This window comes from Lentilactobacillus rapi DSM 19907 = JCM 15042 (genome assembly GCF_001436255.1).
GTDB lineage: Bacteria > Bacillota > Bacilli > Lactobacillales > Lactobacillaceae > Lentilactobacillus > Lentilactobacillus rapi.
The window spans coordinates 1-26,543 of the sequence record NZ_AZEI01000002.1; the positions used below are offsets into that span (position 1 = coordinate 1).

Here is a 26,543-nt window from a genome sequence, read left to right on the forward strand (position 1 = left end):
AAATAGTAAGTTTGACTTTCTATAGGAATAGGCGTTTTGATCCCAGAATTTAACGAAAAAAACCAACTATTCCTGATTTTTTGGAATAGTTGGTCTTTTTTGTTAAATTGCCGGGATCAGCCGTTTGGCGCAGCTTTTATCCAAGTGGCTAGGGCGATCTAAGTGAATGATCATCAATTGAAAATTAATGTCACGGCTTCGGCCACTTTCTGGGATCAAATCGCCCTTCATCCCAATCTTATCGATTACTTTGCTTCAAATGCCATTTTTTCAATTTCCGGGAATAAGTCGTATAAATACTTCACCGGATCTTGGTCACCAATTTTGTTTGAATAAACCACTTGGGTGACGTTATCGTATGTCAACATTAATAGTTCTTCGCCATCTTCATCTCGGACCATGTAGTATCTGATCCCCAGGCGAATGGCATGAAAGATTAAACGTTGAGTGGCCACGGTTAGATTGGCCATGGCAGGTAACAGCGTGGGATTGTTCAGCCGCGAAGCTTTCCATTTCTTCGCGACGTTCACCCCAAATGCCATTAAACTATGGTCCTTAATATGGGGCAGGAGCATTGCTGAGGCCGTAAGTTCCGGGTGGGTAATCACTTCACTGAAATCATCCAATGCCTGTAATTGTTCAGAGTGGGCGTGCAAAGATTTAGCCATAGCGAGCAACTCATCAAATATTTTGATGCCTTCATCCATTTTAAAAGTTGGTTGGTCAGGCATTTCCAAGGCAACTTGATTATTATCATCAAATGACTGGGCAAGATCCTGCTTTAGATTAGTTGGATCAACTGGCGTCACTAACATGTACATCAAGAAAAATTTGAGAAAATACATTGCATGGCGGCTGATACCGTTGGGCGTGAAGGGAGTATTGTCAAGAATCCGTAGTTCAAGGTAGGAAACACCTTTTGTCCGATAATCCTTTAAGTTGCCTTGACCCCGAAAACGGACTGGTCCGTAAAATTCCATCGGCGAGTATAGACGGCCATCATCAACGGCTTTGGTGATGGTATCAATGTAATGGTTGAGGCTGGAATACATGGTTGTGTCGACGTGATCTTCCGGATTATTCACATAGCCGTAAATGCTGTTTCGAATGCTCCGGACGGGGTGATCCACCAACGTTGGCACGACATCGTTCAGATAGCCTTTTTCGGTAATTGGGCTGGCCCCAAACAGGTATGTAATTAACCAGCGATGAAGCACAATGTTTTGAGCTAATTGTAAATACAACGCATTTTTAAATTCAACTAGACTTTTAAATTGGTCTTCATAATGAGTGTAGAGCCGATTAACAACGGGTTCTGGAATACTAAAGTTAACGTGAACGCCTGTGATAATTTTGTGGGAAACGCCATATTTTTCGGTGAGATAGTCACGATATTTTTGATAGGCTGGGCGGCCAAAGTGAGCTTTGATAAAATCGGTATCCTCACTGGTCAAGGCAGGTGGCATACTTAACGGCCAAATATATTCCTGATCGGCGATTGATCGATAAAGAACGGTTTGTAACGTGTCAAGTTGGTTGAGAACACCGCCGATATTGGGATTTGGATCGGTAATCAGTTCGTTCATTGATTCCGAGAAGTCGGACTGCAGGTAGGGATGGTATTTTCTGGACCCCAGATTATCGGGGTAGGGCAGTTGACTTAGCTTTCCTTTGCTGTCAATTCGGTGTTCCTCAACTTCGACGCCAACTAAACTATGATAAAGTTGCTCGGCGACGCCCTCTTCTTTGATGTATGCGAGTAAATTTTTAAGCATCATTAGTCTCCCAACCAGATTAATTTACTCATAATTATAACCAAGTTTGACTCAAATGGTAGTAATAGACACCAATTCGCTAAAATCTTCGCGATTTCGTAAACTTTTTCGAGATCTGCGACTTGCTTTCCGTATTTAAACTATAGAAGGTGATGAAATGATAGTAGCAATGAGTCATAATCAATTGGTGTCAGCCACTTCGGTTGGAAATCACGATCAGGATGATTTTATCTGCCCGTGTTGCCGGCAACCAGTGATTTATAAGCATGGACAATATCGAATTCCCCACTTTAGCCATAAATCCAAAGTAGACTGCATTGGCTTTAGTGAAAATGAAAGTCAGACGCATTTGAAAGGGAAATTGATGTTTAAACAGCAGGTCGAAGCGATGGGGCATCCGGTTGAAATCGAAGCAACCATGATGTCGATTGAACAGCGCGCAGATGTTTTTTTGCCGGACGATCAGTTAGTGCTAGAGTATCAATGCAGTCCAATTTCGTTTTCAGAAATCGCCCGGCGGACACGGAATTACCGCTCCCTCGGCTATGATGTGATTTGGATTCTTGGCGATCGCCGGCGAACTGGAATTTTACGTTCAGAGGCGGTTGCCAAGTTTGCGAGATTCCACCCGCAATTAGGCTTTTACATCATATTTTATTCCGTTGCCAATAATCAGTTTTGGTTATATTTTCAGTTGCGGGAATTGGCAGGTAAAATTGTGAGTCAGGCCCGGAATTTTTCGACGCTGGCCGCGATTTTGAAATTCGTGAAGGGTTACAAACAACCGGCAACAACCGCGATTTCACTGAATAAGAATCGGACCTCCCTGTTAAATCAACTAAAACGCATTCAGCAGAGTATTGTGCTCAAAAACGCTACCTATCGAGATATGGTAACGCGCTGTTATGCAAGCGGACGAATATTTGTCGGCTGCCCGATGATTTGCCACAGCAAGCAGGGGATGGGCGTGCCACTTTTCAAACGAACGATTCTCTGTTGGAAAGTGTGGCTGGTCTTACAATTGTTTGAATCGGGGCAATCTGACGCCTCCAATGATCAGTTGAACGACCTATTTGTCCAGTCAGTAAAATTATTTGGCCGTCAAATGGCCCAAGTGGATAATTACGTCCGCTTTTTTCAAATTGAATTCACTAATTTCATTATTGCGCTGCGAACACAAGGGTATGTCCGGCACACGATTGATGGGATTAAAATTATCCGTCAGCCCGAATGGTTCTCTGGGTATGACCAAAAACGACGCTTTATCATGACGAGCGGCCATTTAATGTGATAACCTTGAAACAATCGAATGTTTAAAGGAGGATCACATGGCTAATACGCAAAAATTACCTCTCAGAAAAGATGTCCCTGAGAAATTAACTTGGGACTTAACCACTGTTTACAAAACGGATGCTGATTTTGAAAAAGACTTTTCAGCTGTTCAAGACCAATTACCAGTGATTGCGCAACTTGCTGGAAGCCTTGAAAATGGTGCCGATGCCCTGTTGAAGGCGACTGGCCTTTATCTGGATTTGAACCGAAAGTTGGAAAAAGTATATGTATATGCCCAGCTGAAAAATGATCAAGATACCAGTGAAACCAAATATCAAGCGATGTTTTCACGGGTCGAATCAATGGTTGCTAAATTTGGCGCAGCGGTTTCATGGTTCGATCCTGAATTATTGACGTTATCTGAAAGCACAATGAAACAGTATTATGATCAGGAACCAAAATTAAGCGATTATAAGCGTTTATTTGACCAGACCTTTGAAAAGCGTGGTCACATTTTGAGCAACGACGTGGAGAAAGTCCTCGCCGGTGCCAGCGATATTTTCTCAGCTGGTGAAAAAACGTTTGGCATTCTCGACAATACTGATTTGCCATTCCCAGTTGTGACGGATGATAATGGCAATCAGGTTCAGTTATCCCAAGGCGTTTATGGCATTCTCTTGGAATCAACCAGTCAGGCTGTTCGCAAGCAAGCCTTTAAGAAATTATACGAAGTTTATGGTCAATTTCAGCACACACTGGCCGCAACTTTGACCACAAACGTTAAGAACCATAATTTCAAGGCCCAAGTACGAAAATACAACAGTGCCCTCGAAGCTGCGCTGGCTGCCAATGAAGTGCCAACCAACGTTTATCAAAATCTGATTGACGTGGTGAATAACCATTTGGACTTGCTGCATCGCTACGTGGCGTTACGCAAACGGATTCTGGATTTAGATAACTTGCATATGTATGATTTGTATACCTCATTGGTGGACAAGAAGTCGCCCAAGTACACGTTTGACCGCTCCAAAGAGATTGCTTTGGATGCATTGCAGGTGATGGGACCGGATTATGTGAGCCATGTGAAGGAAGAATTTGATCACCGCTGGATTGATGTGGTTGAAAATCAGTTCAAGCGATCTGGTGGCTATTCCTCTGGCACATATGATACCAACCCGTTCATTTTATTGAATTGGAAGGATAACCTGGATAATTTGTATACGTTGATTCATGAAACCGGCCATAGTATGCACAGTTACTATTCCGCTCACAATCAACCCTACCAGTATGGTGACTATTCGATTTTTGTGGCTGAGATTGCCTCAACGACCAATGAAAATATTTTGACGGATTATTTGCTGGATCAATTTAAGGACGACCCAGAAATGAAGAAGATTGTTCTGAACTATTATCTTGATGGTTTCAAGGGAACGGTCTTTCGGCAGACTCAATTTGCGGAGTTTGAACAATATATTCACGAGCAGGATGCCAAAGGCCAACCACTAACGGCTGATTTTATGGATAACTATTATCGGGACTTGAATCATAAATATTATGGGGATGCGGTTATTTCTGACGATGAAATCGGTTTGGAATGGTCACGGATTCCACACTTCTATTACAACTTTTATGTCTATCAGTATGCGACGGGATTCGCAGCCTCTTCAACATTGGCCGATGGGATCGTTCATGGCACCAAAGACAACGTTGAAAAATACTTAAACTTCCTAAAGTCGGGGAGTTCGGATATCCCAACCAACGTGATGAAGAAGGCAGGCGTGGACATGACGAAGCCGGATTACCTTGAACATGCGTTTGAAATTTTTGAGCAGCGACTGAATGAGTTTGAAAAGTTGACAATGAAGTAAGTTGACGTGTCATTGGCGCTGTTTAGACGAAACCGAAACAGCGATTACCTAACTCAACACATCATAATAAAGGCCTACCGTCAGTCACTCAAAATGAGGATGACTGATGGTAGGCCTTTATGTAATTGCGGCAACTTATTGGTCGCTGCATCGTTATCTTAAGCTCACAAACTGCACGACCGTTGCATCCGAGTGCGTTGGTTTTGCAAGTTCTTCGAAGTGCTTTGCGGAGCTGATACTGCGAGAACAGAAATTATACAATGAATTATAGTCATAATCTTTAATTAAGAGACCATTGCTATCAACAGCCGAGTTAAACAGCACCGTGCTTGATGGTGTCTTGACGGACATTTCGTTGGCCACTCGCTGATCGGATCGGAACATCTTCTCAGCTAAGCTTGAGCGGCGGTCTTCGCGAAACATATCACAATCCAAGCCATTTTTTTCCGCTAATTCCAAAACCAAATCGTCACAATAGTCGGCTGAATTATCAAGGATTTCATGTTGGAGATCCATTAAAAATTCCCGACCGTAACGTTTGCCTTGAAATGAAGCAGCTTTGGTATCCAAAATCATTTTAAAAGGCAGATCGTGATCAAGCACGTTAGCATCATGTTTGGGTGTCAGGTCGTTTAGAATCTTGAGGTTTAACATCGATAAGAATCTAACCGAGACATTTGATTTAAGCTGTTGCGAAATTTTGTTGATTACTTTTTCGGCGTCATAACAATGTCGATTTAGCGGATCAATAAATAAATATATCTCTAACACAATATTGCCCTCCAGTTTTTAACCGACAATTTTAAGTAATATACTAATTATTTACTTAACTAAGAATACCAAATTTTCAAGTAAAAACAACATATTTGCTCACAAAGACACGTTAGAATCTTTGGAAAGGGGGTGGAGTATGGTAAAATTAACTTCGGTTTGATTTTTAACTGGATAAGGTGCTCACTCGAGCATGATAGAATGGAAGTGTTAGCTTGGTTGAAAATTGGGATAATTTTTTGATACCTTACAAACAAGCTGTAGATGAATTAAAAGTAAAATTGCGTGGGATTAGAGCGCAGTTCTTAAAAATTGATGGGCGCAGTCCAATTGAGTTTGTGACCGGGCGGGTTAAACCCGTTGATAGTATTAAAGAAAAAATGGTCAGACGTCATATTTCCGAGAATCGTTTGGAAGAGGATATGGAAGATATCGCTGGCTTGCGGATTATGTGCCAGTTTGTTGAAGATATTTATCAAGTTGTTGATTTGTTGAGAAAACGGACCGACATTAATATTCTAGAAGAACGTGACTATGTCCACAATAAAAAGCCGAGTGGTTATCGTTCTTACCACATCATTTTTGAATACCCGGTTCAGATGTTGTCAGGAGAAAAGGTGATTTTAGCTGAAATTCAAGTCAGAACTTTGGCGATGAACTTCTGGGCAACTGTCGAGCATTCATTGAATTACAAATACCAAGGCGAATTTCCAGATGACTTGAAAGTTCGTTTAAAGCGCTCCGCAGAGGCTGCGTTTAAATTGGATGAAGAGATGTCTGAAATTCGAGATGAGCTTCAAGAAACCAATAATAAGTCATCAGGCGGCAAGTTGAGGAAGTCTTCAGATGAAAATAGCGATTTACAGTAATCTCGGAGAGTCGTCGAACAACGTGGCAACCTCCTTAAAACAAGAAATTGACCAGTCTCAGTCACTGAGTGTGGACGGCCTGAACCCCGAAATGGTGATTTCCGTTGGCGGCGACGGGACTTTATTGTCCGCATTTCACCATTATCAAGACATTAGCGACCGGATTCGAATGGTCGGTATTCATACTGGACATCTAGGTTTTTATACCGACTGGCGGGATTATGAAGTCAGCGAATTGGTTGATAGTTTGGAGCATGATAACGGTCAAAGTGTGACCTATCCGCTGCTTGATATTCGCGTGAATTACGTGACTGGCGGGCTTGCCGATGTCGGCTTGGCCTTGAATGAATCGACGCTTAAGCAGATTAACGGGACCATGGTGGCCGATCTCTATATTAAAAATCAATTGTTCGAAAGTTTTCGGGGGGATGGCCTGTGTGTTTCAACGCCCAGCGGTTCAACTGCTTATAACAAATCAGTCGGCGGAGCGATTATTAACCCACTCCTCAACGCCATTCAGGTGGCCGAAATTTCTTCGATCAATAACCGGGTCTTTCGAACATTGGGATCACCGCTGATCATTGCGCCCGATGAGTGGATTAAGGTTGTTTTGAAGTCTTCGGGCCAAACAATTTTGACATGTGATCATCAGGTGATTTCCACTGAACCGATTGCCTCAATCGAATACCGAATTTCCAAGCGGCGAATTGCGTTTGCTCAGTATCGGCACACCCAATTTTGGCGGCGGGTCAGCAACTCCTTCATTGGCCGGGCAAAAGCCGATGACTGAGTTTACTTGGCAATATCAAGGGGATAGCCCAATTAAAGTTCGGACGTTCATCATGGGGTATGGGATTACGCGAACCTTACTCAAGAAGATCAAGTATCATGGCGGCCAAACTTTGGTTAACGGCCAAGCATCGCTGGTGAACCGAATGTTGGCTAAGAACGATGTGGTGACGGTTGTTTTGCCGCCAGAGCCTGAAAACGATCACGTCAACGCCTCGCAGGTGCCGATCAAGATTGTTCATGAAGACCCTAACTTTCTCGTGGTTGATAAGCCGGCCGGGGTTGCTTCAGTCCCATCGCATGGGTATGTGCAAGACACGTTGGTGAACCGCGTGAAGGGTTATTACCAACGAAAAGGCTACGCCAACCAAAAAATTCACATTGTGACCCGCTTGGATAAAGATACCAGTGGCTTGGTAATTTTTGCCAAGCATCATTTTGCCCATTCGGTTTTAGATAAGCAGTTGAAGGATCGAACCATTCAGAAAGCTTATTTGGCAATTGCAGCTGGCAGAATTTCTGCCGACCATTTTGAGGTTTACCTGCCAATTGGTCGTGATGAAGCCTCATTTGTCAAACGACAAGTTATCGACTCCGGTAAGATGTCGATTACTGAGGGATGGGTCGTGGATCGAATGCCCAAGCAAACTTTGGTCCGGCTTCAGTTGCACACGGGTAGAACCCATCAGATTCGGGTTCACTTAAGTGCGCTGGGCCACCCATTGATTGGCGACTGGCTATACAACCCAGCTGATCATTTAATGGCTCGCCAAGCATTGCACTGTTACCACTTGGAATTTTACGATCCATTCAATGATCGCCAAATTAGTTGTACATCATCGCTGCCTGGTGATATGAAAAGTTTTATTACGTTAAATCGATTTTAATTACAAATTAGAAATTGAGCTTCCACCGTCATTTTGTTGAATCGTGAGGTGGGGGCTCTTAGTTTGCTGCCTGTGATATAATTAACTGGTTTAGGAGAGGGTCTTCGCGTGAAAAAAATCGAATTCGGAACACAATTTGTCACTCAAAATATCAACATCTTTCGCTGCCCAATTTGTGACCAACCATTCCAGCAGGTTGAAGGCACGAGTTTGAAATGTCCAAATGGTCATGGCTTTGATATTTCTAAAAAGGGCACCCTGTATTTTCTCACGCATCATTCCAATAATGAATATGATTCTGAGATGTTGACTGCCCGCAATCGGATCCTTCAAGCAGGGTTGTTTGACCCAATTATCAAAGCGATTTATGAGCGACTGGACAGCTCTCCTGAAACCATTTTAGATGTTGGCTGCGGGGAAGGAACGCCATTGGCTAAGCTGGTGAAGTTACGGCAGGCTCAGGATGTGGCAGTTGGTTTTGACATCTCAAAAGATGGGATTAACTTAGCGACCCAACATGGGGCGGATGCATTCTTTTGCGTTGCTGATTTGGCTCATTTGCCGTTTAATGATGATGCTTTCAGCACGGTGATCGACTTATTTTCACCCTCTGCGTACGATGAGTTTAATCGGGTAATTAAGCCGGGTGGGCAACTGATTAAGATTATCCCCAACAGTCACTACCTTCATGAATTGCGGGAATTGCTATTTGGTGCCGATCAGCCCAACAGTTCATATTCAAATCAGAAAGTTTACGATCTCTTTTTCGAGCATTATCCTGACGCCACCGTCCACCAGTTGCGCTATTCCTTTCAGATTCCAGCCGGCTTGCAGCGCTCACTGATGATCATGACCCCACTTCATTGGGGAAAAAATCAGAATGCGGATGCAACCCGATTAGTCGAAAATATGAAGTCAGTGACGGTTGATGTTTCAATTTTAACTCAGCAATTTAATTAATTTCGGAGGACAACATGACAAATCACATTGTATTATTTGAACCATTAATGCCGGCCAACACCGGTAATATTGCCCGAACCTGTGCAGGGACGGACACCGTTTTAGATTTAATTGAACCACTCGGGTTTAGCATTGATGACAAGCACCTGAAACGAGCTGGATTGGATTACTGGAACAAAGTTCAAATCAACTATCACGAGAATTTACCGGCATTTTTGGCGACCGTTAAGGATCCTAAAAACCTGTTTTTGGTTTCTAAATTTGCAAACCAGGATTATACCGATCCTGATTATTCCGATTCCAGTCAAGATTATTACCTGTTGTTTGGCAAAGAAACCACGGGCCTACCGGAACCATTCATGCGTCAGAATCCTGAAAAGGCGATTCGCATCCCTCAAGATGATGACCATATTCGGGCACTTAATCTCTCAAACACTTGTGCTATCGTCATTTATGAAGTGTTGCGGCAGCAAGGGTTTAATCACCTTGAACGGACTCACAAGTATGAACATGACAAGTTAAAATAAAAGCAAGCACCAGTCATTCTTGAAGAAAGGAGGAATGCCACGTATGGCGACAAAACGAACGCGTCGGAAAACAACTCGCAAACCGCGAAAGACCAGTACCAAACAGCAGGGCTTTTTAGCTAAGTATTCAAGCAATCTCTGTGGGGCGGTAATGGCAATTCTGGCATTGTTGGGCCTGTTTCATGCGGGAATTGTTGGTGTTTTGGTCATTAATTTGGTCCGGATCTTGATTGGCAGCTTGTATCCGGTGGGGCTCATCGGGATGATTGTGGCCGGCTTTTGGTTGGCCGGCTTTTCGAAGTTACCAAAGATTAAGCCTCGATATTGGATCGGGACGACGCTGCTGGTCATTGGAATCTTGCTGTGGCTGACTTTGGTTGAATATATCCAAACGGCCCAGCCAGTTAATTTCATCGCTGCCAACTGGGGCAAATTAACCGATGACATGGCTTCTGCTAATACCACTTCCAATATTGGCGGTGGCATCATTGCCACTTGCATTTTTGATGTTTGCCATATTCTTTTGGGCAAAATTGGAACTGGCATCATTGCAAGTTTGATTGCCCTTTCTGGTATCTTTGTTTTATTTGACATTTCGTTTGGTAAATTATTTGTTGGTCTCCATAAGGGGCTGCTCTTCTGTAAAAACGCTGTTTCGACAGTGGCAGGTAAAGCAAAGGCAATGCGGGCCAAACCGGCTAAACAACACCCCACTTCCGCTGAACAAATGGATGTTAAGCCGACGGATGCCGAAAAGGGCCCAACTGAACCTGATCAGGCTGAGTCCAAAAAATTCTCGACTTCTGCCATTACCATTTCTGGGATGCCGGTTTCAAAACAAACGACGCCCGATCCGGAAAGCCAATCCGCCAAAGCGACTGAAAAGAATGAGGTTGAACCAAAGTCTGAAACTGACTTGGTCGATGTTCAAGAGGATGATTCGTATAAGTTGCCAACAAAAGAGCTGCTGACAGAAATTCCCCAAGGCGATCAATCAAGTGAGCTTAAGTCAATTGATCATAATGCCAAGGTGCTCCAAAAGACGTTGGACAGTTTCGGTGTGAAAGCAGAAATTAAGCATGTTAGCTTAGGCCCGTCTGTCACCAAATATGAATTGCACCCAGACATCGGGGTTAAAGTAAGCCGAATTGTGAATTTGTCGGATGATATAGCGTTGGCTCTGGCGGCCAAAGATATTCGAATTGAAGCCCCGATTCCTGGTAAATCACTCATTGGAATTGAAGTGCCAAATAAGAAAATTGCCACAGTTTCCTTTCGGGACGTGGTCGAACATCAGCCAGATAACCACGGTCATTTGCTGCAGGTACCACTTGGTAAGGACGTTAATGGGAATGTGATCACGGCTGATTTAACCAAGATGCCGCATTTACTGATTGCCGGTTCAACCGGAAGTGGGAAATCCGTTGCGATTAACGGGATTATCACAAGCATTTTGCTCAATGCCAAGCCCAGTCAGGTAAAATTGATGCTGATTGATCCCAAAAAAGTTGAATTGGGCGTTTATAACGGCATTCCTCATTTGCTGAGTCCGGTGGTTTCTGAACCCAAGAAAGCGGCCAGGGCGCTTCAAAAAGTTGTTTCTGAAATGGAAAATCGTTACGAGTTGTTCGCAAAATTCGGGCAACGAAAAATCAGCACCTATAACGATTTTGTCGCCAAAAACAATCAAGAGAATGACACCAAAATTCAACCAATGCCTTATATCGTGGTAATTGTGGATGAATTAGCCGACTTGATGATGACCGTTTCAAACGATGTTGAAGCGGCAATTATTCGTTTGGCTCAAATGGGCCGAGCCGCTGGTATCCATATGATTTTAGCAACTCAACGACCATCCGTTGATGTAATTACCGGCTTGATCAAAGCGAATGTGCCGTCAAGAATTGCGTTTGCGGTATCCAGCGGGATCGATTCACGGACAATTATCGACACGAACGGGGCTGAGAAGCTTTTGGGACGTGGCGATATGCTATTCTTACCAATTGACTCAAATACGCCCATTCGAGTTCAGGGAGCGTTTATCCCTGATCAAGATGTTGCCAAAGTGGTTAAGTTCATTACTGACCAACAATCAGCAGATTATGATGAATCGATGATGGTTAGCGATGAGGAGATTAAGCAAGAAGATCAGGCCGATTCGGAAGATGAATTATTCCAAGATGCTTTGGATTTTGTGGTTGATCAGCAAAAGGCCAGCACGTCATTATTGCAACGTCACTTTAGAATTGGATACAACCGGGCTGCAAGGTTAATCGATGATTTGCAAAACAAGGGCTATATCGGTCCACAGGATGGGTCACGGCCGCGGCAGGTTTATAAAGAGAAACAGTCTTAGCTTGAGACAGAAAAAAAGCTGGGACAAATTTAATTGTCTCCAGCCTGCGGCCTTATTCGACTGTTAAAACGGACCCTGAAAAGCCAAAATCCCGAAATCGGCATTTCTACACACGCCAAATTCAGGAGTGGCCTCTAGAAAAGTTCAAATCGCTAATGGTTCAGCGATTTTCAACCAGTGCCATTTTATACAAATGTCATGATTGCCGAAATAACCAATGAACCAATCGTTGCAATAATCATAATCCAAACAAAAACTAATGTAATTTTTTGAAATCGAGTTCTCTTTTTACGCGCCAATATTTGCACCACTTTCTCAATGTATTCCATAAACAGTTTAACTATCATTATGATTCAATGCAATACGTTTTGTCAAAGTCAGGAGGGTTGTACCATGCACTTGTATCCGTGGATGACTGCTATCATCACGTTTCTGCTTCAATTTGTCATCTTAATTTTGATTGCCGGTTTTATTCGGGCGCTGAAGAAAAGTGCGCCCTTTAAATCCCACATCAGAATTGCCCCACTGGATCTTTGGCCGCCTGTATTATTAGTTTTCATTCATCAGATCAGTCGAAACAGCCTTGCGGAGTCCTATATTCCAGAAGTGGTCATCGTCTGGCTCAGCCTGTGCTTAATGATACTGTTATGGAAGATTTTTACTGATGAGACGCTAACTTACAAAAAATTCTTTGTCTTTTTCTGGCGATTTAGTGATTTGCTGTTATTTTTGTGTTGGATTGTGGTGGGATTCTATATTATCATCGGAAAATTTTAATTTAATTTTTAAAATCATTTTTATCGGGATGAACAATGGCTTTTCGGAGCGGTTGTTCTTTTTTTGACTAAAAATGGGGAAAAGCCCCCATCTGTCATAATCCTTGATGGGTCAAGGGATTGAGCCCTTAATTGAAAGCATTAAATCACTATATAACATTATTTTTACAAAAATGGAGGGCTTGTGGTTGATAGTGGGGAATTGTGGTAGAATGTGATTGCAAGCTGAAAAAAGGGGGATAATTCTATGTTCATGGGCGAATATCAACATAATATTGACGCCAAAGGACGAATTATTATCCCCGCAAAATTTCGTCAAGATCTCGGTGATAAATTTGTTGTGACCCGAGGGATGGACGGATGCCTATTTGGTTATCCAATGGCTGAATGGGAAAAGATTCAGGATAAAATCGACAATCTGCCAGTTAACAAGAAGGATGCCCGATACTTTACCAGGTTTTTCTTCTCGGCGGCAGTTGAGTGCGAATTTGATAAACAGGGGCGAATCAATATTCCTAATGTATTGAGGAAATACGCCCAAATTGAGAAAAAATGTGTGGTCGTCGGCGTTTCAAATCGCTTTGAAATTTGGAGTGATGACCGCTGGAACGATTTCAGTGACGATGCTGAAAAGAACTTTAATGAAATTGCGGAAAATATGATTGATTTTTAACAAGCATCATAAACTAATAGCGAATGAGGGGGTGGTCTGATGCCAAAATTTGAGCATGTAACCGTTTTACTTAATGAAGCGGTCGCGGGTTTGAACATTAATCCGGCCGGTACATATGTTGATGCAACACTGGGTGGTGGGGGCCATTCCACCAAAATATTAGAACAACTAACAACTGGGCATCTTTACGCTTTTGATCAGGACGAAGAAGCGATTGCCTACAATGAAAAGCACCTTAAGAAATTTATTGCTGCCAACAAATTAACATTAGTTCATGATAATTTCAGGCATTTGACTGCTGCCCTCCAAGAACTCGGAGTCACAGAAATTGATGGCATTGTGTACGACCTGGGGGTTTCTTCACCGCAATTTGATGAAGCTGGCCGCGGCTTTAGTTACCGGTTCAATGCCCGCTTGGACATGCGGATGGATCAAAACAATCCAGTGGATGCGTGGAAAGTCGTGAACGAATGGCCATATGAAAAATTAGTTCGGATATTTTATCGCTACGGCGAAGAACGGTTTTCAAAACAAATTGCCAGACTGATTGAGAAACGGCGAGAGAGCCAGCCGATTGATACGACGGACGAGTTGGTCGAAGTGATCAAGGAGGCAATCCCGGCTGCAGCTCGTCGCCACGGCGGCCATCCAGCCAAGAAAGTCTTTCAAGCGATTCGGATCGCGGTGAACGATGAACTGTCTGCGTTGGAAGATTCGTTGGAACAGGCAATTGACCTGCTGGCTGTTGGCGGCCGAATTAGTGTGATTACCTTCCAATCATTAGAGGACCGGCTGGTTAAGACCATGTTTCGGGAGAAGACGTCGTTGCCTGAATTACCACCAAACTTACCGATTATTCCAGAAGGTATTAAGCCAAAATATAAAAGTATTACGCGAAAGCCAATTACCCCGAGTGAGTCTGAGCTAGAAGAGAATCACCGTTCTCACAGTGCAAAATTAAGGATAATTGAGCGAATCAAAAAATAAACTAAAGGAAGAATACATAATTATGGCACAAAATAATTTAGCTCGTAATATTGCTGAAGAACCAAAGACTTACGTTTCGTCGCCGGAACAGACACCCGATGAAGTTGCCACCAAACAGGTTCATGTCGCCACTAAGCTCCAGATTTCCCCTTTTGAAAAGCTACTGATTGTGAGTGGCAGTGTCATCTTAACTGTGTTAATGTTATTAGTTGTATCGTCAAAAATTGCCCTGTCGAATGCGCAACATCAGCTCCAGCATGTTGACACCCAAATTGTCAATGTGCGTAACGATAATACGAATTTGAATCAACAAATTGGAGAGCTTCAAAGCAGCAGCCGGTTAGAAAAGGTTGCCAAGCAGGGTAATATGTCACTTAAAAACGCTAATATAAGGAATGTTACCAAATGAAAGGTTCATCTAACCATTCCGCAGGTAAAAAGGGCGACGCTTGGAATCGAAGGATAGTGGGAAAGTTTCTCCTTCTTTTTTTTGTGGGCGTGTTCGTCTTCTTATCAACGCGGCTTCTCGTTATTGCAGTTGGCAAAAATGTTAAGAATGTTAATCTTAACGACCAGGCCCAAAAACTCTATACCCAGACCCAGACCCTTAAAGCTAGGCGTGGGACTATTTATGATGCTGATGGGAACCCAATTGCAGAAGATACAAGTACATATTCGCTCTATGCCGTCTTGGATAAAAGCCAGCGCGGTTTAAATGACAAGCCACTTTATGTGGTGAATAAGGACAAGACTGCCAGGATTTTGGCCAAATATTTACCAATTTCCGAAAAGAAAGCCTTGAAAATTCTGTCTCCAAAAAATAAACAACCGTTTCAGGTTGAGTTCGGTAGCGCTGGAACCAATATTTCCTTGATTACCAAGAAGAAGATCGAAGCAGAACATCTTCCGGGAATCGATTTTGTCCAGCAACAAGCCCGACTCTATCCAAACGGGGTCTTTTCGTCTAATCTGATTGGGGTCGCAACTTCTCAAAACAACAAAAAGACTGGTGGCACAAATCTCGTTGGCCAAATGGGAATTGAGAAGGCTTTTAACAAAGTACTGGCCGGCAAGAATGGGTATAAGGATGCTCAATACGATGTCTATGGTTATAAACTGCCAGGTAGAAAGCAGAAAGAAAAACGGGTCCAAAATGGCGATAATATTTACACGACCATTGATTCCCGAATTCAAACGCTGCTTGAAAGTGAAATGAATTCAGTGGCCTCCCAAGTTCATCCAGCGGGAATGAATGCTGTATTGATGGACGCTAAGACTGGCAAGATTGTTGCTGCTTCTCAACGGCCAACGTTTAATGCCTCGACTCTCAAGGGGATTAACAAGGCTTGGACCAATACACTCACTGCTGATACGTATGAACCTGGTTCAACGATGAAGGTGTTTACCCTCTCAGCTGCGATTAACTCTGGGCACTTCAACGGAAATGAAACATACGAATCTGGTCGTTATTCGATTGACGGCAAGATTGTTCCTGATTGGGATCCGGCTGGTTGGGGCTACATTACATTCAACAAGGGGTTTGCCCTTTCAAGTAACGTTGCCATGGCCCACCTTGAACAGCAAATGGGGCCGAAGACTTGGAAGAAGTATATTCAACGATTTGGTTTCTTGAAGTCAACTAATTCTGGATTGCCGGGCGAATTAAGTGGGCGGATTCAATTTAATTACCCAATTGAACAGGCTGATACGTCGTTTGGTCAAGGGATCGAAGTCACGACCATGCAGATGATGCAGGCATTAACTGCTGTTTCAAATAATGGTACAATGGTGAAGCCGTACTTTATTTCAAAAATCACGAATCCCAGCAATGGTAAGACGATCAAAAAGTATGGCAAAAAAGTCGTTGGGCACCCAATCAGTGCCGCAACAGCCAAAAAGGTTCGCAAACACATGCAGGATGTGGTTTATAAGAGTTACGGAATTGGCCAAGACTATAAAATCAAGGGTTATCGAATTGCCGCTAAAACCGGGACTGCTCAAGTCAGTAACGGATATGGGGGCTATGCTTCCGGTGATGATAGCTACCTGTACTCTGTTGCTGGAATGGTACCGGCAAATAATCCACGGTACGTGATGTTTATCACGATGAAGCAACCACAACTCACTGGAACCAAAACTGCCACCCAATTATTGGCAGAAATTTTCAAACCAGTGATTACCAGAGCTTTGCAAAACTCGAACACCAAGCAATCTGCGGTTAAAAAGACAATGCCTTCCGTTCTATACAACACAACGGTGCAAGCTAAACGAGCTTTGAATGAAAAAGGGTTCGATGTTGTGACAATTGGAAGTGGCAGCACGGTGACCAAGCAATCGCCAGTGGCTGGTGAAAAGATTAATGAACAAAGCCGCGTCTTCATTTTGACTAACGGCGGTTGGAAGATGCCGAGAATTATTGGTTGGAGTAAGGCTGACGTTCAGAAGCTCTGTGAAATGACTGGGATGAAATTGCAGTCAACTGGAACGGGCTACGCCAACAGCCAAAGTATTAATTTCTCTCAATCGATTAATGGAAAAGAAACACTAAAAGTAAATTTTGAATAGGTTAAGGATGGGTTAACGGGATAATGATTAATTGGGCGATACCTTTATTAAGTGGATTTATAATTACGGCTTTGTTTATGCCAAGCCTAATCAAGTACTTTAGAAGCAAGCATGAGGGTCAGATGATTCGAGAAGAAGGTCCGACTTGGCATGAGAAGAAGTCGGGAACTCCCACCATGGGCGGTATCCTGTTTATCATTGCGACCGTTTTAACTGATTTGATATTTGGCTGGATCCAACACATTTTAAATCCGACTCTGTTAATCTTACTGTTTGTTTTGATTGCCTATGGATTAATTGGTATGTGGGACGACAGCATTAAGTTGTTCAAGCGTCAGAATGAAGGCTTGAAAGCTTGGCAGAAATTTTTGGGTCAAATCGTGGCCGCGATTGTCTTTTCGTTGGTTTATCTTCATGAAGGTTTTCCAATGGCTTTCAAAATTCCGTTTGCCCACGATTTAAGTGTGTCATACTGGTACATTCTGTTCATTGTTTTTTGGTTGGTTGGCTTTTCAAATGCTGTCAACCTGACCGACGGCTTGGATGGGTTAGTTGCTGGTCTCGGCATCATTTCGTTTGGGGCTTATGGCATCATTGCATTGTACCAGCACCAAATGCAAGTCGCTGTCTTCTGTTTCACCATTGTCGGTGGCCTGTTAGGCTTCTTTATCTTTAATCACAAACCGGCAAAGATTTTCATGGGGGATATGGGTTCCTTGGCACTTGGGGCTGCACTTGCCTGCGTGTCGATCTTGGTTCACCATGAATTCTCATTGCTCATTATCGGAATCATTTATGTAGGTGAGACAGCCAGCGTTATGATTCAAGTGGCCTCTTTCAAGCTCACCGGCAAACGGGTTTTCAAGATGACACCGATTCATCATCATTTTGAAATGCTCGGCTGGAATGAGTGGAAGATCGACATTGTGTTTTGGTCGATTGCCTTGATTGCAGCAGCTGCAAGTATCATAACGATTGTTTAAAGGTTGGAGCAAAACGGCTGTTTTGTATCCAGCCTCTTTGACTATACTGAAATAACTTTGAATGAGGGAATTGACGATGAAATCTATTGATGATTATAAAAATAAAAAAGTATTAGTATTGGGTGCCGGTAAAAGTGGCACTCACGCAGCAGAAACCATGCAGGAACTCGGGGCAACAGTGACGCTGAGCGACTCTAAGCCAGCCAGCGAGTTGCCCGAAGTTAAAGAGCTCAATGACCGTGGGATTGAAACGCTCACTGGTGAACAGCCCGCAGATATTTTGGATCGTGGCTTTGATCTGATGGTTAAGAATCCGGGAATCCCTTATGACAACCCGGTTGTAAACTCGGCCGTTAATCACCATTTACCAATCATCACTGAAGTTGAGTTGGCCGCCCAGATTACCGATGCCGAAATTGTGGGGGTTACCGGAAGTAATGGTAAAACGACGACGGTGACGATGATTACCAAGATTTTGAATGAAGAACGGCAAAAAGGCCAAGCCTACGCTGCTGGGAATATTGGCATTTCCGCGACTGAGACCGCTAAAAAGGCAACTGCCGATGACACAATTGTGATGGAATTGTCCAGCTTTATGTTGCTGGGAATTAAAAATCTCCACCCCCACGTTGCCGTTTTGACCAATATTTTTTCTAATCACTTGGATTACCATAAGACCCGGGAAAATTACGTGAATGCCAAGATGCGGATCACGATGAATCAGACCCCGGAAGATTTCTTCGTGGTAAATTTTGATTCTGACGAGTGGCGCCAATTAAGCCATCGCAGTCAAGCCAAGGTGGTTCCGTTTGCCCGAACCAGCGAAATTGATCATGGGGCATACGAAAAGAACGGTAAGCTGTATTACAACGACGAATTCATTATGAATGCTGACGACATCAAAGTTCCCGGCAAACAAAATGTTGAAAATGCGCTGGCTGCTATTGCCACCGCCAAAGTGTTGGGTAAATCAAATTTGGCAATTACCAATGTTTTGGAAACATTTACTGGGGTTCGCCATCGCTGCCAATTTGTTCTTGAAGCGAATGGTCGCCGCTTTTACAACGATTCCAAGGCAACTGATATTGAGGCAACCCAAATGGCCCTTGAAGGCTTTGATAAGCCAGTTGTCTTACTCGCCGGTGGGTTGGATCGAGGCTATACCTTTGATAAGTTAATCCCTCAATTTAAAGAACATGTCAAAGCCGCTGTTTTATTTGGTGAGACTGCTGATTTACTGGAAGATTCACTTCAAAAAGCTGGAGTTGAACATATTCAAAAGGTAGATAACCTTGACGAAGCCGTTCCAGCAGCCTATGCGGACAGTGATGAGGGCGATATTGTTTTGCTATCGCCAGCCAATGCCAGTTGGGATCAGTTCAAGACCTTTGAACAACGAGGCGATCAATTTATCAAAGATGTTGAGAAGTTGACGCACAAGCAGGAGGAACATTAATGCGATTAATCATTTCTGGTGGCGGAACTGGCGGCCATATTTATCCAGCCCTTGCGATCATCGAGGACCTAATGAAACAGGAGCCTGATTCAGAAGTCCTTTATGTTGGTTCCAGACGGGGCCTCGAAAGTTCGATTGTGCCTAAACAGGGCATTAAGTTTGTCGAATTGGAGATTCAAGGATTTAAGCGATCCCTTTCGCTTGAGAATTTTAAAACAGTCGCTCTTTTTCTAAAAAGTGTTCATACCTCTAAAAAAATCATTAAAGATTTTAAACCTGATGTGGTGATCGGCACTGGCGGCTACGTTTCCGGGGCAGTGGTTTATGCAGCTGCCAAAGCCCATATTCCAACGATCATTCATGAGCAAAATAGTGCTGTTGGCCTCACCAACAAGTTTTTAAGCCGTTACGTTGATAAAATTGCGATCGGGTTCCATGAAGCAGCTGATCAATTTCCAAAAGAGAAAGTGGTCTTTGCCGGCAATCCTCGCGCTCAACAAGTTGCTAATATGCACAGTGATTTTAAATGGTCTGAAATTGGCATGCAAGACGACGTGCCAACCGTCCTCATTTTTGGTGGCAGCCAGGGTGCTCCGGCAATTAACAATGCAGTAATCGAAGCCGTCAGTGACTTTAACAAGCGCAGCTATCAAGTTGTGTTTGTCACTGGCCAGAAACGCTATGATTCTGTTATCGAGCAGCTCGACAAAGTCCGAATCAGCGATAATATCAAAATTCTGCCTTACATAGATAATATGCCCAAGGTGTTGCCCCGGGTGTCCTTAATTGTGGGGCGTTCAGGGGCAACCAGCATTGCTGAAATCACGGCCCTGGGGATCCCAGCTGTCTTGATTCCCAGCCCATATGTGACTGCCGATCACCAAACAAAGAATACCATGAGCCTGGTTAATCGCGGGGCCGCATTGATGATTAAGCAGGATGAATTAAATGGTCAAAGTTTAGTTAAATCTGTTGATCAATTGATGCATGATTCAGCGGAACGTGAGAAAATGTCAGTTAATTCAAAGAAATTGGGAGTCGTTGATTCGGCTGACAAGATTTTAAATCTCGCAAGATCCATTAGTCGTTAATAAGTTGCTGGGGGTAGATATCGGTGGGCCAGAGAAATGACATTCCAGAATCTGAAAAGGGGCTTTTTCACCACTACCAGATTCGAAATTTGAAAAAGATGTGGCCGTTAATTATATTAACGATCATCATCATTGGGTGTATGGCATTCCTGATATCGCCATACAGCAAAGTAAAGTCCGTTGATATTTCTGGCAATGAGATTATCAGTGTGAAGCAGATTAAGCATTATTCGCCAGTCAAGAAGGGCACCTCATTATTTTCTGTTTGGGGAAAGCAGAAGAAGTTGGCTAAACGCTTGAAGCAGCGCAGTCAAAGGATGCAATCCGTGAAGGTCAAACTCGTTAATTTCAATCAAGTTAAAATTAAGGTTGAAGAGTATCCCACAATCGGGTATCTTTATGATCACAGAGGGTATGAACCAATCCTTCAAAGTGGTGTCATCATCAAGACCAAAGTGTTGAATCCGCGCGATGGGTTCCCGGTACTGAAGAAGTTTCATGATCCTAAGAAACTTAAGCGAACCATCAAGCAGTATCGGCGGATTAATCCACCAGTTAGGGCCGTGATTAACACGATCAGTTATTCACCAACGAAAAGCAATCCGGACCGGATCTTTTTGCAAATGACGGATGGTAACAAAGTGTATGCTTCCATTAGTAGTTTTGGTGACAAAATGGACTATTATCCAAGCATTAATTCAAAGCTCAAGGTTAAGAGTATTATCAATATGGAAGTTGGTGCGTATTCATATCCAATTACAAAAAAACAATCGGCTGTGAATACAAATGTGGCGCAGGGTTATTAGGGTCAATTAATCTTTTTCCATGGTTATGATTGTGTTAAACTTATGTTATGTTCAGAAAATATTCTAGATGTGGAGGTTCCTTACATATATGGATAATTCGGGTTTATATGTGGGACTTGATATAGGAACTACCTCAATAAAGGTAATTGTTGCAGAAAAAGTCAAAGGGCAATTGAACGTTATTGGTGTGGGGAATCAGCCTTCTAACGGATTGAGCCGTGGTGTGATCGTTGATATTGATCAGGCTGCTGAAGCAATCAGAAGTGCTGTAAATCAAGCTCAAGAAAAAGCAAGTATTGAAATTAAAGACGTTATTGTCAGTGTTCCAGCCAACATGCTCAAGATCGAACCATGTAATGGGTTAATCACCCTTGATGATCAATCACGAGAGATTACTGAAGAAGACGTGAGAAATGTGGCGGCTTCTGCCTTGGGTACCAGTCTACCTACGGAACGGGAAATTATTGACATCCAACCAGAAGAATTCATTGTCGATGGATTCGATGGCATTAAAGATCCACGGGGAATGGTTGGCGTCCGGCTCGAAATGCGCGGGAAGCTGATCAGTGGATCTAAAGGAATTATGCACAATTTGCAAAAAGCGGTTGAAAAGGCCGGCTTAAATATTATGTCCACTGTATTAACACCCTTGGCCGAGAGCCACGAGTTGTTGAATGATGGTGAACAGGACTTTGGGACAATTATTGTCGATCTCGGTGGCGGCCAGACAACTGCTTCTGTCATCCACGATCACCAACTGAAGTACGCCACAACCGATCCTGAGGGTGGTGCCTATATTACCAAAGACATTTCAATTGTTCTCAACACATCGATGAATAGTGCTGAAAAGATTAAACGAGACTACGGTTATGCGGATTCATTACAAGCGTCTGCCGATAATGAATTTCCAGTCGAAGTTGTTGGCCAATCTGAGCCAACCTACATTGACGAACGATATCTGGCTGAGATCATTGAAGCACGGTTAAGTCAGATCTTTGATAGAATTAAGGACCATCTCAATCAGATTCAGGCATTGGATTTACCAGGGGGCATTGTTCTGACAGGTGGTGTGGCTGCTCTTCCAGGAATTGCCGAATTAGCCGCTGACCAGTTCAATACGAACGTCAGGGTCTATATTCCTGATCAAATGGGATTGCGACATCCATCGTTTACCGCCGCATTATCACTGGTGTCATATTTTGCTGATTTACCTGACGTCGATATGATTGTTAGGTCAGCCGTTGGTGCCACGTTAACCAAGGTTCCAAAGCTATCCAGTTCTCAAGATGTCCAAGTCCCTGTGTCTGAGAAATCAGCAAAGCCCAAACGACAAACACAGAAGAAAAAACGTGGCGAAGGAATCAAGAATTTCTTTAGCGATTTCTTTGATTAATAAGGCACTTTACGGAGGTAAAAATAATTATGGAGTACTCATTAGATTCCACCGATAGTCACGGTGCAAATATTAAAGTTATCGGAGTCGGCGGCGGCGGAAGCAATGCCGTGAACACGATGATTAATGCAGATGTTAAGGGTGTTGAGTTCATTGTTGCCAACACCGATGTTCAAGCTTTAGCAACTTCTAAAGCAGAAACCAGAATCCAACTTGGCCCGAAATTGACCCGCGGACTTGGTGCAGGTTCCAACCCTGACGTTGGGGCTAAAGCCGCCGAAGAAAGTGAAGAAGCCATTACTGAAGCCCTTGAAGGCGCAGACATGGTCTTCGTAACTGCCGGAATGGGTGGTGGTACTGGTAACGGTGCTGCTCCAATTGTTGCTAAGATCGCCAAAGACCAAGGCGCGTTGACGGTTGGCGTTGTAACCAAACCGTTTAGCTTTGAAGGCCCTCGCCGAGTTAAATACGCAGATCAGGGGGTAGCTCAACTCAAGGAAAATGTTGATACGTTAATTGTCATCTCTAATAATCAGTTGCTTGAAATGGTTGATAAAAAGACGCCAATGATGGATGCCTTCAAGGAAGCAGATAACGTGCTTCGCCAAGGTGTTCAAGGTATCTCAGACCTCATTACCAGCCCAGGTTATGTCAACTTGGATTTTGCCGATGTTAAGACCACTATGCAAGATCAAGGTTCAGCTTTGATGGGAGTTGGTACTGCCAACGGCGAAAACCGGACGGCAGAAGCAACCAAAAAGGCAATTTCTTCACCGTTGTTGGAAGTTTCAATTGATGGTGCAGAACAGGTCTTACTTAACATTACCGGTGGTCCAGATTTGTCATTGTTTGAAGCCCAAGACGCTTCAGACATTGTTTCACAGGCAGCTACCAGTGATGTCAACATCATCTTCGGGACTTCAATTGACGAATCCTTGGGTGATGAAGTTCGGGTTACAGTAATTGCAACTGGAATCGACAAGAAGCGGGCTGACGAGGGCCGATTAGCTTCAAGAAGAACTCGAACTGCTCGACCACAAACCAACAACGTTGCTCGTCCTCACGCAATTGATCGTAATAAATCAAACGCAGATAGCAACAAATCCAAATCGACATCTCAAAATGATCCATTGGGCAATTGGGATATTAGGAAACAACCAGCTGCTGCCCGTCCTTCGGTTAATGAAGATGATGAGTTCAGTGATGTTGAAAAGAAGGATTTTGACCCATTTCAACCTGATGTAAGTTCTGATGATGCCACTCAACAAGATCAATCTGATGATTCTCAAGACGATATTCCACCGTTCTTTAAACACCGTCGTCGTGACAAATAGTTCTGTGTGACCGGTATTTATCGAATTGGTGAATACGAAAGGAAACAACATGCCACAAAAATTTAATTTAGCTAATTTTTTCGGGATGGACACGGATGCAGATCAGCCAAATACTGATAACGAAAAGTCAACAGATAACGTGGTTCTCATGAATAGACAAAACATTGATCCTAGTAAAATAATTGTTTTTGAGCCAATTAACTACACAGATGTGGATACAATTGCTCAAAAGCTTTTGGAAGATAGCGCAGTTATCATTAAGTTAAACAAACTGGATGTGAATTCTTCTGCCAGAATGGTCGACTTTTTGAATGGGGTTTTGTTTGCAATTCATGGTTCCATCAACCGGTTGGACAAAGATATTTTCTTGTGTTCACCAAAAAAGTTCCAAGTAACTAAGTAAGGATTTCACTTTAAAAGAATAAGGAGCGATCGATTGGCAACTTTTGTTTTTTACGCAGTTGAGATAATCAACAAGCTGATCAGTGCTTACATGCTGGCAATTGTTGTTTATGCTTTGATGAGTTGGTTTCCGAACTCGTATGGAACCGCAATTGGAAGATTTTTAGCGCGAATTGTTGAACCGTTTGAACGGCTATTCAATTTTGCAACGATTGGGATGATTAGCCTGGCACCGCTGGTTGCATTGGCGGTACTCACGTTTGTTCAGTATGGGGTGACATACGTAGGTAATTTACTGATTGGTTTCTTTTACTAGTATGAAGAGGGGTATTACCGTGGTGGATTCTAACGTTTCACAACACTACCGACCAGACGAGCTTCCATTTCTTGAGTCAATCGATAGCTTGAGCGGAAGAGTTGAAAATGAATATCGGCCGATCCTGACTAATTTTTTAAATCCAAGGCAGCTTTATATTCTTGAAACGATTGTTAATCGATACGATGGGATTACATTTAAGACGTTTGGCGGCTTTGCAGAAGCTGAAATGAAGCGGGCGATTGCGTTTCCAGAGTATTTTACCCCGACCGATGGTGATTTTAATATCACCGCATTTCAAATCGACTATCCAAGCAAGTTTGCCACGTTGTCACACGGTCAAATTCTTGGCTCCATCATGGGAGCTGGAATTGATCGGGATGTGATTGGTGATATCATCACAGATGGCCTTAACTGGCAATTTATGTGTGAATCCGAAATGGCTGACTATGTTCATGCTCAGGTTGATAAGATTGGCAAGATTAAGGTCAAACTTAAGGAAATTGATCCTGAACAAATCATTCATCCAACTGATGAAAGTGAAGAAGTTACGACCACCGTTTCTTCACGGCGGGTTGATACCCTCGTCAGTGACGGCTTTCATATTTCCCGGCATCATGCCAAAGAGTTGGTTGATGGCGGGCAAGTTCGAATTAACTGGGTAACTTCTGATCGGCCGGACTTGGAACTGTCAATTAAGGACATTGTATCGGTCCGCGGATTTGGCCGGATTGTGATCAAGGATATTTTAGGAATGACCAAAAAGGATAAAATTCGAATTGTTATTGATGTATACAATCGAAATAAATAGGAGGGGTTGATTCACCATGGTATTAAGTCCACAAGACATTCACAACAAAGAATTTTCGACCAAATTAAGAGGTTACAATATTGATGAGGTTAATGATTTCTTAGACCAAATCATTAAAGATTACCAAATTGTCCTTCAAGAGAATAAGGATCTCTCATCGAAACTTGACGAGTCCAAGGACAAATTATCCTATTTCAATGATTTGAAAGATTCTTTAAACCAATCAATTTTGGTTGCCCAAGAGGCTGCTGATAAGGTTAAGACCAACTCTAAGAAGGAAGCCGAAATTACCAACCGGGAAGCCCAAAAGAAAGCTGACGACATTTTGAATGCCGCTGACGAAAAGGCTAATAATATTCTGGAAGAAGCTTCCAAGCGAGCTAAGAAGTTGGCTATCGAGACTGATGACTTACGGAAGAATACCAGAGTTTTCCGCCAACGGCTCCAAGTGATGTTGGAAAGTCAGCTTGAAGTGATCAAGGGATCAGATTGGGATCATCTGGTTGAAGAAACCCCAACGACGACTTATGAGGACATCGAAAAAGTTGTTGGCAGCCTTGACAACCACACAAATTCAGGGTTAAAATCAGAAACCAAACAGGATAATGATGCGGACACGGTGGTAGATGCAACAACGACCGAGGATCCAAGCAAAACGGTTGTGTATTACCCCAACGACGCAAAGTAAATATTTTGAATCGATTAGAGACCAGAAAGTTTATTGGTTGACACGTAAGCGAGCTAAAGATGGTGAAAGTTTAGCAGTCAACAATCAATGAATAGATCAGCTCTAGTACATAAATCGATTGCTTTTAGAGAGAATTGCAAAATTCTAAATTTGGGTGGTACCACGAAGAGTCTTCGTCCCTAGCGGCG

General features: G+C 43.1%; 26 protein-coding genes. 23 read left to right on the forward strand and 3 right to left on the reverse strand.

All coding sequences use genetic code 11. From position 1 onward, the window contains the following. Positions 1–245: 245 nt before the first annotated feature. Complete coding sequence (locus FD12_RS00105; protein WP_056980979.1) at positions 246–1,775, reverse strand: gamma-glutamylcysteine synthetase; 1,530 nt, start codon at positions 1,773–1,775, stop codon at positions 246–248. 157 nt (positions 1,776–1,932) lie between these two features. On the opposite strand from FD12_RS00105, the gene FD12_RS00110 reads away from it, so the two are divergent. Next, the gene (locus tag FD12_RS00110; RefSeq protein ID WP_056980981.1) at positions 1,933–3,066 is read left to right on the forward strand and encodes a competence protein CoiA; all 1,134 of its coding nucleotides are present in this window, start codon (positions 1,933–1,935) and stop codon (positions 3,064–3,066) included. Between the two features lie 37 nt (positions 3,067–3,103). Then, on the forward strand, positions 3,104–4,915 hold the full coding sequence (gene pepF, locus FD12_RS00115; RefSeq protein WP_054748162.1) for an oligoendopeptidase F: 1,812 nt from the start codon (positions 3,104–3,106) through the stop codon (positions 4,913–4,915). A 153-nt stretch (positions 4,916–5,068) separates the two neighbouring features. Here the strand turns inward: pepF and FD12_RS00120 are convergent, their stop codons facing one another. Beyond that, positions 5,069–5,686 carry a DsbA family protein gene (locus tag FD12_RS00120; protein ID WP_225427282.1) on the reverse strand — a complete coding sequence of 206 codons (618 nt, stop codon included), beginning with the start codon at positions 5,684–5,686 and terminating at the stop codon, positions 5,069–5,071. 215 nt (positions 5,687–5,901) lie between these two features. Between FD12_RS00120 and yjbM the strand changes: the two genes are divergently transcribed. The 6 genes from yjbM (at position 5,902) to FD12_RS00150 (ending at position 12,074) form a co-directional block, all read left to right on the forward strand. Further along, on the forward strand, positions 5,902–6,555 hold the full coding sequence (gene yjbM / locus FD12_RS00125) for a GTP diphosphokinase (RefSeq protein ID WP_056980985.1): 654 nt from the start codon (positions 5,902–5,904) through the stop codon (positions 6,553–6,555). Further along, positions 6,533–7,345, forward strand: a complete 813-nt coding sequence (locus FD12_RS00130; protein ID WP_056980987.1) for an NAD kinase — start codon at positions 6,533–6,535, stop codon at positions 7,343–7,345. The genes yjbM and FD12_RS00130 overlap by 23 nt, the downstream gene beginning before the upstream one ends. Further along, positions 7,338–8,231: an RluA family pseudouridine synthase gene (locus FD12_RS00135; RefSeq protein ID WP_056980989.1), complete on the forward strand. Its 894-nt coding sequence runs from the start codon at positions 7,338–7,340 to the stop codon at positions 8,229–8,231. The genes FD12_RS00130 and FD12_RS00135 overlap by 8 nt, the downstream gene beginning before the upstream one ends. 108 nt (positions 8,232–8,339) lie before the next feature. Further along, complete coding sequence (locus tag FD12_RS00140; protein ID WP_056980991.1) at positions 8,340–9,191, forward strand: methyltransferase domain-containing protein; 852 nt, start codon at positions 8,340–8,342, stop codon at positions 9,189–9,191. A 14-nt stretch (positions 9,192–9,205) separates the two neighbouring features. Further along, positions 9,206–9,718: a tRNA (cytidine(34)-2'-O)-methyltransferase gene (locus FD12_RS00145; protein WP_054748164.1), complete on the forward strand. Its 513-nt coding sequence runs from the start codon at positions 9,206–9,208 to the stop codon at positions 9,716–9,718. 43 nt (positions 9,719–9,761) lie between these two features. After that, on the forward strand, positions 9,762–12,074 hold the full coding sequence (locus FD12_RS00150) for a DNA translocase FtsK (protein WP_054748167.1): 2,313 nt from the start codon (positions 9,762–9,764) through the stop codon (positions 12,072–12,074). 185 nt (positions 12,075–12,259) lie between these two features. Here FD12_RS00150 and FD12_RS13335 read toward each other — a convergent pair whose 3' ends face one another. Next, positions 12,260–12,403 carry a DUF4044 domain-containing protein gene (locus FD12_RS13335; protein ID WP_225427281.1) on the reverse strand — a complete coding sequence of 48 codons (144 nt, stop codon included), beginning with the start codon at positions 12,401–12,403 and terminating at the stop codon, positions 12,260–12,262. Between the two features lie 64 nt (positions 12,404–12,467). On the opposite strand from FD12_RS13335, the gene FD12_RS00155 reads away from it, so the two are divergent. The 15 genes from FD12_RS00155 (at position 12,468) to FD12_RS00225 (ending at position 26,355) form a co-directional block, all read left to right on the forward strand. Further along, positions 12,468–12,851 carry a DUF3397 family protein gene (locus tag FD12_RS00155; protein ID WP_056980993.1) on the forward strand — a complete coding sequence of 128 codons (384 nt, stop codon included), beginning with the start codon at positions 12,468–12,470 and terminating at the stop codon, positions 12,849–12,851. 246 nt (positions 12,852–13,097) lie between these two features. Further along, entirely contained in the window at positions 13,098–13,523 is a 426-nt protein-coding gene (gene mraZ / locus FD12_RS00160; protein WP_056980996.1) for a division/cell wall cluster transcriptional repressor MraZ, read from the forward strand. Positions 13,524–13,562: 39 nt separating this feature from the next. Beyond that, entirely contained in the window at positions 13,563–14,510 is a 948-nt protein-coding gene (gene rsmH, locus FD12_RS00165) for a 16S rRNA (cytosine(1402)-N(4))-methyltransferase RsmH (RefSeq protein WP_056980998.1), read from the forward strand. A 22-nt stretch (positions 14,511–14,532) separates the two neighbouring features. Next, a complete protein-coding gene (gene ftsL / locus FD12_RS00170; protein WP_056981000.1) occupies positions 14,533–14,919 on the forward strand; it encodes a cell division protein FtsL in 387 nt (128 codons plus the stop codon). Beyond that, a complete protein-coding gene (locus FD12_RS00175) occupies positions 14,916–17,075 on the forward strand; it encodes a penicillin-binding transpeptidase domain-containing protein (RefSeq protein WP_056981002.1) in 2,160 nt (719 codons plus the stop codon). The genes ftsL and FD12_RS00175 overlap by 4 nt, the downstream gene beginning before the upstream one ends. A gap of 23 nt (positions 17,076–17,098) precedes the next feature. Continuing rightward, the gene (mraY, locus tag FD12_RS00180) at positions 17,099–18,058 is read left to right on the forward strand and encodes a phospho-N-acetylmuramoyl-pentapeptide-transferase (protein WP_054748169.1); all 960 of its coding nucleotides are present in this window, start codon (positions 17,099–17,101) and stop codon (positions 18,056–18,058) included. Positions 18,059–18,134: 76 nt separating this feature from the next. Continuing rightward, positions 18,135–19,514: a UDP-N-acetylmuramoyl-L-alanine--D-glutamate ligase gene (murD, locus tag FD12_RS00185; protein ID WP_056981004.1), complete on the forward strand. Its 1,380-nt coding sequence runs from the start codon at positions 18,135–18,137 to the stop codon at positions 19,512–19,514. Continuing rightward, positions 19,514–20,605: an undecaprenyldiphospho-muramoylpentapeptide beta-N-acetylglucosaminyltransferase gene (gene murG / locus FD12_RS00190; protein WP_056981007.1), complete on the forward strand. Its 1,092-nt coding sequence runs from the start codon at positions 19,514–19,516 to the stop codon at positions 20,603–20,605. Before murD ends, murG begins: the two co-directional genes overlap by 1 nt. A gap of 23 nt (positions 20,606–20,628) precedes the next feature. Then, the gene (locus tag FD12_RS00195) at positions 20,629–21,411 is read left to right on the forward strand and encodes a cell division protein FtsQ/DivIB (RefSeq protein WP_082622106.1); all 783 of its coding nucleotides are present in this window, start codon (positions 20,629–20,631) and stop codon (positions 21,409–21,411) included. Between the two features lie 88 nt (positions 21,412–21,499). Then, positions 21,500–22,804, forward strand: coding sequence for a cell division protein FtsA (gene ftsA, locus FD12_RS00200; protein ID WP_225427280.1), 1,305 nt, complete (start codon positions 21,500–21,502; stop codon positions 22,802–22,804). Positions 22,805–22,833: 29 nt separating this feature from the next. After that, on the forward strand, positions 22,834–24,138 hold the full coding sequence (gene ftsZ / locus FD12_RS00205) for a cell division protein FtsZ (protein WP_056981012.1): 1,305 nt from the start codon (positions 22,834–22,836) through the stop codon (positions 24,136–24,138). A 49-nt stretch (positions 24,139–24,187) separates the two neighbouring features. After that, complete coding sequence (locus FD12_RS00210; protein ID WP_056981014.1) at positions 24,188–24,541, forward strand: cell division protein SepF; 354 nt, start codon at positions 24,188–24,190, stop codon at positions 24,539–24,541. Positions 24,542–24,574: 33 nt separating this feature from the next. After that, a complete protein-coding gene (locus FD12_RS00215; RefSeq protein ID WP_225427279.1) occupies positions 24,575–24,856 on the forward strand; it encodes a YggT family protein in 282 nt (93 codons plus the stop codon). 22 nt (positions 24,857–24,878) lie between these two features. Beyond that, positions 24,879–25,667, forward strand: a complete 789-nt coding sequence (locus tag FD12_RS00220) for a YlmH family RNA-binding protein (protein ID WP_225427278.1) — start codon at positions 24,879–24,881, stop codon at positions 25,665–25,667. Positions 25,668–25,683: 16 nt separating this feature from the next. Further along, positions 25,684–26,355 carry a DivIVA domain-containing protein gene (locus FD12_RS00225; RefSeq protein ID WP_056981016.1) on the forward strand — a complete coding sequence of 224 codons (672 nt, stop codon included), beginning with the start codon at positions 25,684–25,686 and terminating at the stop codon, positions 26,353–26,355. Positions 26,356–26,543 lie beyond the last annotated feature (188 nt).